Consider the following 10,374-nt stretch of genomic DNA (forward strand, 5'->3'; position numbering starts at 1 on the left):
GCGCTATTGAGTCGCCGGCATGGGCGGCAGCATCGCGGCCATGACTACGACCGCACTGTTGCCCATTGATCCGCGCCGCCAATCCAAGTTTCTCTACTGGATGGGTTGGCGCGTCTGCGAGATTGCCGAGGCCACAGGCGAAAAGGAAAAAACATTACACAGCTGGAAGGCACGCGATGAGTGGGACCGGGCCGATAACGTCGAACGCATCGGCGGGGCACTGGAAGCGCGGTTGGTGCAGCTCATCCTCAAAGATGGCAAGAGCGGCGGCGATTTCAAGGAGATTGATCTGCTACACCGCCAGTTGGAGCGGCAGGCGCGAATTCAGCGCTTTCAGGGGGGCGGTACCGAAACCGACCTCAACCCGAACCTGGCGAAACGTAACGCCGAGCCGAAGAAGAAGGCCGTCAAAAACGAAATTGACGCAGACCAGATCGAGCGGCTGCGCGAGGCCTTCATCGATGGCTGTTTCGACTATCAGAAGGACTGGTACCGCGCCGGCAATCAGCGCACCCGCGTCATCCTCAAGAGCCGGCAGATCGGTGCGACTTACTACTTCGCCCGCGAGGCGTTTATCGATGCGCTGGACACTGGGCGCAACCAGATCTTCCTGTCGGCCTCGAAGAACCAGGCCTACCTGTTCCGGGGCTACATTCAGGCGTTTTGCCGCGAGGTGATCGGCGTCGAACTGACCGGTGACCCCATCGTGTTGCCCAACGGCGCCGAGCTGTTTTTCCTCGGCACCAACGCCCGCACCGCCCAGGGCTACCACGGCAATTTCTACTTCGACGAATTCTTCTGGACGTTCAAGTTCGAGGAGCTGAACAAGGTCGCCTCGGGCATGGCGATGCACAAGAAGTGGCGCAAGACCTACTTCTCCACGCCGTCGAGCATGGCCCATGAGGCGTACACGTTTTGGACGGGCGAGCGCTTCAACAAGGGCAAGCCGGCAGCGCAGCATACGAAGGTGGATGTGTCCCACGGAACGCTCCAGCAGGGGCGGTTCTGCGAGGATCGATTGTGGCGGCAGATCGTCACGATCCTTGAAGCGGAGCGGGGCGGTTGCGACCTCTTTGACATTGAAGAGCTGCGCCGCGAATACAGTCCCGAGGCGTTCGCCAACCTGATGATGTGCGAGTTCGTCGACGATGGCGCGAGCATCTTCCCGCTGACCCTGTTGCAGTCGTGCATGGTGGACAGCTGGGTCGAATGGGCAGAGGACTACAAACCCTTCGCCATACGCCCGTTCGGCGATCGTCAGGTCTGGATTGGTTACGACCCGGCCGAGACGGTCGACTGTTCCGGCATGGTGGTGGTCGCGCCACCGCTGGTACCGGGCGGCAAGTTCCGCATCCTCGAACGCCACCAATTCCGGGGCATGGACTTCGCTGCGCAGGCCGCGTTCATCAAGAGCGTCTGCGATCGCTACTGGGTGACCTACATCGGGATCGACGTGACCGGTCTGGGTAGTGGCGTGGCCCAGCTGGTGCGCCAGTTCTTCCCTCCGGTGACCACCTTCAGCTACTCGCCTGAAGTCAAAACCCGCCTGGTACTCAAGGCCTACGACGTGATCCACAAAGGCCGGCTCGAATTCGACGCCGGCTGGACCGACATGGCCCAGTCGCTGATGGCGATCCGCAAAACCGTCACCGCCGGCGGACGCCAGTACACCTACACCGCCGGCCGCAACGACAACACCGGCCACGCCGACCTGGCCTGGGCGCTCTTTCACGCATTGCACCACGAACCGCTTGAGGGGCAGACGACTGCCAACACCGGGCGCATGGAGATTTACTGATGACCGAACAACTTGCCAGCCAGACGTTGCCCGCGACGACACCCGCCACTGGCGCGGGAACTCAGGTGTTTTCCTTCGGTGAGCCGACGCCAGTGCTGGGCGGTCGCGAGGTTTTCGATTACCTGGAGTGCTGGTTTAATGGGCGATGGTATGAGCCGCCGCTTTCGCTGGACGGGCTGGCCCGGTCGGTAGGGGCGAGCGTGCATTTGCATTCGGGGTTGATGTTCAAGCGGAACCTGTTGAGCAAGACATTTATCCCGCATCCGCTGTTGTCGCGGGCTTCGTTTGAGCAGTTTGCTTTGGACTTTTTGTGTCTGGGCAATGGCTACCTGGAGGGGCGCCGCTCGCGGTTGGGTGGGGTGCGCAAATTGGAAACGCCGTTGGCCAAGTACATGCGAGTCGGGCCGGAAGGGCAGTTTTACCAGGTGCGGGGGTGGAAGGATGAGCATGCGTTTGAGCCGGACAGCGTTTTTCACCTGCGTGAGGCGGATCTGCATCAGGAGATTTATGGATTGCCGGAGTGGATCAGCGCGTTGCAGTCGGCGTTGTTGAATGAATCGGCGACGTTGTTTCGGCGTAAGTATTACGAGAACGGGAGTCATGCCGGGTTCATCTTGTACATGACCGACGCGGCGCAGACGGAAGCGGATATTGATGCGTTGCGTAAGGCCCTGAAGGAATCAAAGGGGCCAGGCAATTTCCGGAATTTGTTCGTCTACTCGCCGACCGGCAAGAAGGACGGGATCCAGTTGATCCCCGTCAGCGAGGTCGCGGCGAAGGATGAATTCAATTCGATCAAGAATCAGACGCGGGATGACGTGTTGGCCAGCCTGCGGATTCCGCCGCAACTGATGGGGATTGTGCCGCAGAATGCGGGTGGGTTTGGGTCGATTCGGGAGGCCGCACAAATCTATTCTGCCAATGAGCTGGAACCCATTCAGGCACGAATGACCCAGCTAAACGATTGGATGGGAGAAGAGGTAATGACCTTCAGAACCTACGAATTAAATGAAGTATAATGATTGGTTATATGACATCGTTTAGAAGTGGAATCGATTTGAAATAGTATGGTCGCTAGTCAGTTGAAATATTGTTGAGTTCGCCCGATTTCGCTTGGAAAGCATTGTATGCATTAATGTCGAAAAGATTTACTGATTTTATTTCACAGTGAGGAAATACGATCTCGAATTTACTAGGGTCTAGGTGTTCTAGCTCGCTTCCTTCGGTGCATAATTTATATAAGGATATGTAGGATGTTGTAAAAGTTATTTTGTGGTCATCACTTTTTCGATAGCCGCTCACCAGCGGCAAAACGCGCAACATGTCTCTTTTGTCGCCAGGGTCAATAGATCCGGTTATTAGGCCGACGTAGACTTTTCCATGTCCAAGAGTGACGCATACGGGCATGTTTTCTTCCATGGATCGTAATAAAATCAGCTCGAGATCCGCATTCATTACTGTAATTGCACCTTTTACGGCGTCTCTTCTTGCATAATTATAAATGACTGATAAAACAGGGTTTTTTCCACCAATAAGTCTATCCAGTACTATGGTGGCCAACTTTTTCTTAGGGGTGACATAAATTGCGTATAACCAATTGAGAAAGTAACCGCCAAAAGTCCCGATAATTAAAGTTATAGTAAGTGTGAATACCCAAAAAGCATTGTCTATTTTTTCATTGGCTACTTCGAATGGAACACTATCCATTAGAGAGCGAAAAAAAATCAAGCCTGCCAAAACTGAATCTTTTATTTGATATGTCAAAGCGAAGGCCAGAAGAAATAGCCATAGCCCCCAGAATGCTGCTCGGATGTAGAGCTTCTGCGAGTCTTCACGCTTGATTAAATATTTGGTGGCAAGCCAAGTGCTTATAAAAACGTATCCCGCCAGAAGCGGGATAAGTGCGAAAGCTGCTTTGAGCATTCAAACCTCTTCCTTAGCGGGGGAAACCGTATCTACTGAGGTTGCTCTGCTTTCTGTTTTTTCTGAACTCTGTTGATCTCGTTATCCAAAGAGGCGAAAGCTGTAAGCTGTTTTTGCACTACTTGGGCATGAATAAGCTCGTTTGCATCTGCATAAAGCGCGCCAGTGCTCGTGACATAAAAAGGTGCAGTCTCTTTATCGTCATTTTCCGATGGGCGGTAACAGGCCTTCAGTAGGTCAAACAGCTTCGATTGTTTATGATTCTTGCTCATACGAATCCCTCGCAATGCGGTTTTTCGGTATGCAGTTACTTTTGACGTCAGTCCAATAGGCTGGGTTCCCCCGAAGCATTCCACATGGGCAATTGTTTTTCTGACGATCCATTTGGCCTAGGCCTAAAGCATCGCGAAGCGTATAGGCCATCCTTCCATACGGCAAGTACCTTTCAACCCCTGATACAGCTATAGCCTAACCTGCAATTTTCGCCATGCTTTCTGAAGAAAGACCCAAATCGAGGGCTGCTTTGTGAGTCGCGTTCGGCGCGCGCCGTCGTCCCCCCACCTCGCCTGCGGGCTAAATGGGGCTTTTTTTCCGCACTCCTGCGATCCGCTGAGTGCAGCCACGGCTGGGCTTTGTGATGGTCAACGAATGACACAAAAAACCTGCGAATCCCTGCGAAGGGTAGGGCACCCGGTGCATTTTCCCTGACTCGTTTGGTCGTCAGACATTAGGCACTGTCAGGCGCTGATTTTCAGAAGCGCAGTCGGAAAAAAGTAATGTGGTAATTCGGATATCGGCAGACCGCTGAAAGCCCCGTATTCATTGGCTTTACTGGATTACTTCAGAAAGTAATTTTGAGTGATGAAAAAGGTAATGTGATCGTAAGTGACTGATTTATAAGGGGTGGATAAATGGAGAAATTACTTCCTGAAAAGGTAATTACCTTACCTCTACATTACTTAAAAATTACTTTGTGCCGATCCCTCGCAGGCCAGTTAAATCAAGGCTCTCAGGCCGGTCTATTGATTGAATTACCGAAATTACCTTTTTCCGATGCCGTTCCTGAAAAAACGGGTTCTCCTCTATGGCCCTTTGGGTGTTCGACTGCCCCGCAAACTCATGGGACTGCCATGGGAACGCTTGCGCGCTAACTATCGCCCTGAACCCCTTATAAACCGGGGGCCGACTTCGCGAAAATCGCAATCGGGCGGTTTCGAATCTCTCCTTCACCGCCACATTCAATACACAAAACCCCTGATTTCGAAAGAGATCAGGGGTTTTGTGGTTTCTGGCGTCTGGATTTTAAACCGCTGCGCAGGTGCTCGGTCTGATATTCCGTAGCGCATTACAATCGCCGCTTTATCAGTAGAAAAAAGGACTGTTCCCATGATCATCTCCACCACTCACGCCATCGAAGGCCGACAGATCACCGCTTACCTGGACATTGTCAGTGCGGAGTCGGTGCAGGGCGTCAATGTGATCCGTGACATGTTTGCCGGCATGCGCGATTTTTTCGGTGGGCGCTCGCAGACGCTGGAGCGTGCGTTGAAAGAGGCGCGGGTTCAGGCGACGGACGAGATCAAGGAACGGGCGCGGGCGTTGCAGGCGGATGCGGTGGTCGGGCTGGATTTCGAGATCAGCATGCCGGCGGGCAAGGGCGGCATGGTTGTGGTATTCGCGACGGGTACGGCGGTCAAGTTGCGGTGATGTAGTCGCCGTGTTCAATCGAGCCCATTCAGACGATGAATGGGCTTTTTGCTTTCGGTCAGCCCTGTGGCTTGAGAATGACGAGCCCGTGGGCGTCATAGGTCAGGGGCGTATCGATTGCGACCAGCGGCGGGGTGCTGGTGGAGGGCGTCGGATCAGCCGGCTGACTCGGGTGATAGATGACGCCAGGGGTCAGAATCGGTTTGTCCGGGTAGGTGATAGTGATGTCGCCTGAAGCGAGCTTTTCCTTGAATTTCTCACCGGCGGCTTTGCCGGCAGCGATTTGTTCGTCCGTGAGCTTTACGACAGGCATTTCAGGGAATCCGTTGATTTTCATGTTCTCTCCTTGAGATTCATTTGTATGAAAAAGGGCAACGGCCTGTCGCCGGGAATCTTTAGCGTTTGTGAGATCAACGCTTCGTGCGGGTGTTGAATCGGTGTAGTCCATTCGTCGGGCATCGGACACACTGAACCGCAAGTCCAGTAATGACCGACTAGTCTCAAAAGCCTTGGAGGTCGATATTTTTTCAGGCAAAAGGGCTTTGCCGGTGTCGATCTATTACAAAGGGGCGAAGGTATGACTGATCCGTATATCGAAGACGATGGAGCCGAATTTTCTTTCAACAACTGTGTCCGTTGCGGCCAGACGGAGTATCAATCGGGCTTTGGCGAGGATCCGGTACAGACCGGCAAGATCAAGTCCACGGCGCCCAAGGGGCCAAAAGCCAAATTTCTGCCGAAGGTTACGGCCCGCTCAAGAAAGTAAGGTGAGACCGAACAACCCCGTCTATGAACGGGGTTTTTTATGTCTAAAGTTTATGTAGGGAAATCTCCTACAAGTGATAGGGCAAAATCTGCTTTTTTTCACAAACTTTTCACGTCCACGGACGTAGGGTGAAGCCATCCGTTAGAAAGCAAGTCTCCAGCCCGTCTCCCCAGCGGGCTTTTTTTTGCCTGCGATAAAACCTTTTGCCAAATCGCTGTCCAATCGGCGCCAAGTGCGCGGCGGCGGCTGATTTGTCTGGACTTCAGCGCGTCGGCAGCTTTCAATCTCGGCCCCTTTTGATCTCCCTATTTTTGAGGTTTTTGTCATGCGTCTAACACTCCCTGCTCTGGTTCTGGGGCTTCTGGTTGCTCAAGGTGCGGTCGCCGGTGAAGGCACTGCTGCACTCGGCGGCGGCCTGGGTGGGGCACTGGGTAACGTGGTCGGCCAGAAAATGGGCGGCAGCACGGGCGCAGCGATTGGTGCCGGTGTTGCAGGCGCAGCCGGCAGTGCCATGGCCGCCGGCAAAGGCAGCCGGACCAAAGCGGCTATCGGTGGTGGTGTCGGCGCGGCCGGTGGTTCGGTGATCGGCAACAGCCTGGGTGGCCGAAACGGCGCGACCATTGGCGCCGGTCTGGGTGGTGCTGCCGGTGGCGCAGTGGGTACCAACCTGTCCAAAGGTCATAAGCGTCACTGATACCGAGCGCTTGTCAGAAAAAGCCCGGCTCGATGTCGGGCTTTTTCATGGCTGAACATTTTCCCGGAAAAAGTCTCCAATTTGACATAAGCCCCTGTGGGCATACCGTCCCGATTCGGGAATTGTGAGGTTCAAATGCGCTTGTCTTGGTCTGCACTGTTTTTCGGATTACTGGTCGCTCAAGGCGCGATGGCCGCCGGAGACGGCAGCGCCGCGGTTGGCGGCGGCCTGGGCGGTGTGCTCGGTAATGTGGTCGGTGGTCAGCTCGGCGGCAGCACCGGTGCGGCGGTTGGTGCAGGTGTGGGTGGCGCCGCGGGTGGCGCGGTCGGGGCGAACAAACACAATCGCACGGAAGCTGCGATTGGCGGTGGCCTCGGCGCAGCCGGCGGTTCATTGGTCGGCAATAGCTTGGGCGGCTCCACCGGTTCAGCCATCGGTGCCGGCTTGGGCGGCGCGGCGGGTGGTGCGGTGGGCAATAACCTGGGAGATGACGGCGGCAAAGCTCACTCCCGTGGTGGTCACAAGCACAACAAGTACAAGCATAAAAACCGCCATCATTGATTGAATATTTGAAAACAAACCCGGCCTCGCGCCGGGTTTTTCGTTTCTGGCGGTCGGCCTCTGGAACGATTGGCTGTAGGGCTTTTCGAACGCTATACAACCCATAAGCTGAAGAGGTTTGCCATGACTCCCGAAACCGAAGGCAAGGAAGAAAAAGGCCCGAGTGGTCTGCCGTTTATCAATGATCCGGGGAACGAGGATCCGGGGTCGCTGATGGATGATGCGACGGTGCCGTTGAATGATGCGGATGAGGCAGATATGGAGTATGAGGAGGATGAGGATGAGCAATAAGTTGTCTTGAGAGTTGAGCGCGGCAGCACAGAATTGAAATATCCGGGGCCTGTAGTTCAGGCCCTTTGATTCGGATCGGTTTGCTCGCGGGGTCAAGGTCGGTAAAACAGTCGTCAAGGCGGGCGAAAGCAAAACGACAAATATTTTGTTATTTGGAAGTTGAGTCAGGGTTGACAAGTATGTAAAGGTTATCTGATGGTGACATTTTTTTTATTCGGCCTGATGCGATGTACTCTTTAAATTCTTTTTCAACTGTTTTTTTGTCGCAGTATTTTTTATATATGGATGGCCTGTCGCTCGCATAAATGTAAAGGCGCCATACATCAAAGCCGTCGATTCTGTTATCCGAACCATAATCAAAGTCCACTGATTCTGATGGGAAGTGAATGGCGCACCCTACGCCGTGCAGTTCATATTGAATTTCATCAGTTATTTCGCCGCAGCGTTCGATTTGCTTGCTCCGCCAAAGTCTTAAAATATTCCGGGTTCCAAATTTTTTTTGAAGTAATTCTGTCCCGTGTTCAACTTTTGAAAGGAAGTCAGTTATTAGATCTTCAAGGTTTTTATCGTCTTTTTTCATCTTCTTCTGTGATGCTCCAATCGGTCGTGTCCGACATTGTTAGCTGATTCAATGACTTCTTCTATCGTATTGAGCTCTCCTTTGTGATCTCTGATATTTGTGATCAGTTTTATAGTTATAGGCGTTGCTGTTTGTTTTGCAGCTGCTGCGCGGTGATGTCCATCTAGAATATACAAGTTGCCCTGATGTTCTGCTACGTCTATGGGATAGCTGACATCGTAGCCACCTGCTCGCATTTGATCCCTTATTTTTTCGACGTCCTTGGTTGATTTTTTCCCCATGATTGCATGCGTTCGCTTCACTGAATGTGGGTCAACGCCATGAATCAAGTTCGGTAATTGTGGTTCACCCTCATTTGCCTTAGCTCCAATAACCCCACCCGGCACCTCACAACCCGGCTTCTTCGGCGGCGGACAATTGGAGTTCAACCCCAACGGATCCACCCACCCCGTCGGATTCGGCACGTACTGGTACTGATTCAACCCACCCGCCAACTTGATGGGATCCGGCGTCAGATACCGCCCCAACCGTGGGTCGTAATACCGGTGCCGGTTGTAATGCAGCCCACTCTCCGCATCGAAATACTGCCCCTGAAACCGCAGCGGCTGATCCAGGTAGTCCTCGCCGGCGAGGGTGATCGCCGCGACTTTGCCGTAGGCGTCGTATTGCGCCGACCAGACGATTTCACCGCTGTAGTCGGTCAGTTCCTGCGGCGTGCCGAGGTGGTCGAGTTGGTAGTAGAACGGGCAGGCCTTTTTCGGGCCTTTGCCGTCGAGCAGCGCCAGCGGGCGAAAGGTGCCGGGTTCGTAGACGTAGCTGCGGTGGTGGGTTTTGCTGCTTTCGGCGACGAGGTGGTCGCCTTGCCAGAAGAATTCGGTGCTGACGCCATCGACGGTTTTGCGGATGCGGCGGCCGAAGGCGTCGTATTGGTAGGTCGCGGTCTGGCCGTCGGCGCGGGTCAGGCCGATCAGGCGGTGCTGGCAGTCGTAGCGGTATTCGGTGACGAGTTGCTGGTCGCGGCCACGGCGTTCGCGGATCAGGTTGCCGAAGGCGTCGTAGTCGTAATGGCGATCGCCCTGCATCAGCAGGCGGTTGCCCTTGATCCGGGTCGGCCCGGGACGATCCTGCATCAGCAGGTTGCCGGCCGGGTCGTGGGCGAAGGCTTCCGGCAGTTCGTCGCGCGAGTGACGCACGCGGATCAAGCGGTCGAGGGCGTCATAGCCATAGGTGCGCTGGCCGTGGCGGCTGTCGGCAATGTGCTCGAGGTTGCCGTTGGCGCTGTAGGCATAATCCCGGCGATACAGCGAGTCGTGCTGATGACCTACAGCGTGGGCGAGTAAACGTCCCTGATCGTCGTAGGCATAATCGCTGCGCAGCAGGCCTTGCTGGCGTTGTAGCTCGCGACCGCATTCAAACTGATGGCTGGTCAGCCGCGTGCCATTGAGGTCGATGGCGGTCAGCGCGCCGCCCTTGGCGTAGTGGTAATCGAGCTTGCTGTTGTCCGGCAGACGCTGGCGCTTGAGCTGGCCGCAGGCGTCGTAGGTGTAACGCAGGGAGCCCCAGCCCTGATGCTCGGTGATCAGCCGGTCCTGCCGGTCATATTCAAAGGCCAGCGGATGTTGCTGGCCGTCATCAACCCCGGTCAAACGGCCCAGTCGGTCATAGGTGTAAGCCACCTCAACCCCGTCCGGCAGGGTTTTCAGCAGCAAGCGCCCGGCCGCATCGCGCGCGTAGGCCGTGATCAGCGTCGAGCCGTCATCGCCGAACTCGGTCTTTTCCAGCAGGTGCCCGTTGCGGTCGTAGGCGTAAGCGGTGCGCCGACCATCGAAGCCGGTTTCCTGTCGGATCAATCCGGTTGGCGTGTAGTCCAGGCGGTACTTTTCCCCGGATTCGTTCTCGATTTCCGTGAGCAACAACTGCGCATGGTCGTAGCGGTACTGCACCCGCGTGCCGTCGGGATTGATCTTGCGCGAGACCAGATGCAGGTCGTCGTCATACTCGTAGCGGGTGATGTGCCCGAGTTCGTCGCGTTCGGCAGTGACCTGGCCGTAAGC

At 55.0% G+C, this 10,374-nt stretch carries 13 protein-coding genes; 8 read left to right on the forward strand and 5 right to left on the reverse strand.

Annotated elements, in window-relative coordinates:
* Positions 1 to 40: 40 nt before the first annotated feature.
* The gene (locus ACIOUG_RS13225; protein WP_401066084.1) at positions 41 to 1,798 is read left to right on the forward strand and encodes a terminase ATPase subunit family protein; all 1,758 of its coding nucleotides are present in this window, start codon (positions 41 to 43) and stop codon (positions 1,796 to 1,798) included.
* On the forward strand, positions 1,798 to 2,817 hold the full coding sequence (locus ACIOUG_RS13230) for a phage portal protein (RefSeq protein ID WP_401066086.1): 1,020 nt from the start codon (positions 1,798 to 1,800) through the stop codon (positions 2,815 to 2,817). The genes ACIOUG_RS13225 and ACIOUG_RS13230 overlap by 1 nt, the downstream gene beginning before the upstream one ends.
* Before the next feature lie 55 nt (positions 2,818 to 2,872).
* On the opposite strand, the gene ACIOUG_RS13235 is transcribed toward ACIOUG_RS13230, so the two are convergent.
* Positions 2,873 to 3,721 (reverse strand): hypothetical protein, encoded by an 849-nt coding sequence (locus ACIOUG_RS13235; protein ID WP_401066088.1) that lies wholly within the window; start codon positions 3,719 to 3,721, stop codon positions 2,873 to 2,875.
* A gap of 32 nt (positions 3,722 to 3,753) precedes the next feature.
* Entirely contained in the window at positions 3,754 to 3,993 is a 240-nt protein-coding gene (locus ACIOUG_RS13240; protein ID WP_401066091.1) for a hypothetical protein, read from the reverse strand.
* A gap of 639 nt (positions 3,994 to 4,632) precedes the next feature.
* On the opposite strand from ACIOUG_RS13240, the gene ACIOUG_RS13245 reads away from it, so the two are divergent.
* Together ACIOUG_RS13245 and ACIOUG_RS13250 are read left to right on the forward strand one after the other, a co-directional pair.
* On the forward strand, positions 4,633 to 4,872 hold the full coding sequence (locus ACIOUG_RS13245) for a hypothetical protein (RefSeq protein ID WP_401066092.1): 240 nt from the start codon (positions 4,633 to 4,635) through the stop codon (positions 4,870 to 4,872).
* 235 nt (positions 4,873 to 5,107) lie between these two features.
* Positions 5,108 to 5,428, forward strand: coding sequence for a YbjQ family protein (locus tag ACIOUG_RS13250; RefSeq protein ID WP_027613311.1), 321 nt, complete (start codon positions 5,108 to 5,110; stop codon positions 5,426 to 5,428).
* 58 nt (positions 5,429 to 5,486) lie between these two features.
* On the opposite strand, the gene ACIOUG_RS13255 is transcribed toward ACIOUG_RS13250, so the two are convergent.
* Positions 5,487 to 5,765 carry a hypothetical protein gene (locus ACIOUG_RS13255; RefSeq protein WP_401066094.1) on the reverse strand — a complete coding sequence of 93 codons (279 nt, stop codon included), beginning with the start codon at positions 5,763 to 5,765 and terminating at the stop codon, positions 5,487 to 5,489.
* Between the two features lie 240 nt (positions 5,766 to 6,005).
* On the opposite strand from ACIOUG_RS13255, the gene ACIOUG_RS13260 reads away from it, so the two are divergent.
* The 4 genes from ACIOUG_RS13260 to ACIOUG_RS13275 all read left to right on the forward strand — a co-directional run bounded on the left by ACIOUG_RS13260 (position 6,006) and on the right by ACIOUG_RS13275 (position 7,740).
* Entirely contained in the window at positions 6,006 to 6,194 is a 189-nt protein-coding gene (locus tag ACIOUG_RS13260; RefSeq protein WP_401066097.1) for a hypothetical protein, read from the forward strand.
* A gap of 325 nt (positions 6,195 to 6,519) precedes the next feature.
* Entirely contained in the window at positions 6,520 to 6,888 is a 369-nt protein-coding gene (locus tag ACIOUG_RS13265) for a hypothetical protein (protein WP_045122356.1), read from the forward strand.
* Positions 6,889 to 7,023: 135 nt separating this feature from the next.
* Positions 7,024 to 7,449, forward strand: a complete 426-nt coding sequence (locus tag ACIOUG_RS13270) for a YMGG-like glycine zipper-containing protein (RefSeq protein ID WP_401066100.1) — start codon at positions 7,024 to 7,026, stop codon at positions 7,447 to 7,449.
* A gap of 123 nt (positions 7,450 to 7,572) precedes the next feature.
* Positions 7,573 to 7,740: a hypothetical protein gene (locus tag ACIOUG_RS13275; protein ID WP_003223252.1), complete on the forward strand. Its 168-nt coding sequence runs from the start codon at positions 7,573 to 7,575 to the stop codon at positions 7,738 to 7,740.
* A gap of 148 nt (positions 7,741 to 7,888) precedes the next feature.
* Here ACIOUG_RS13275 and ACIOUG_RS13280 read toward each other — a convergent pair whose 3' ends face one another.
* Positions 7,889 to 8,320: a DUF6896 domain-containing protein gene (locus ACIOUG_RS13280; protein WP_401066103.1), complete on the reverse strand. Its 432-nt coding sequence runs from the start codon at positions 8,318 to 8,320 to the stop codon at positions 7,889 to 7,891.
* Positions 8,317 to 10,374: RHS repeat-associated core domain-containing protein (locus ACIOUG_RS13285; RefSeq protein ID WP_401066106.1), on the reverse strand; the 2,058-nt coding region annotated here is incomplete at its 5' end. The genes ACIOUG_RS13280 and ACIOUG_RS13285, both read right to left, overlap by 4 nt.

This window comes from Pseudomonas sp. NPDC087803 (assembly GCF_044742995.1).
Lineage (GTDB): Bacteria > Pseudomonadota > Gammaproteobacteria > Pseudomonadales > Pseudomonadaceae > Aquipseudomonas.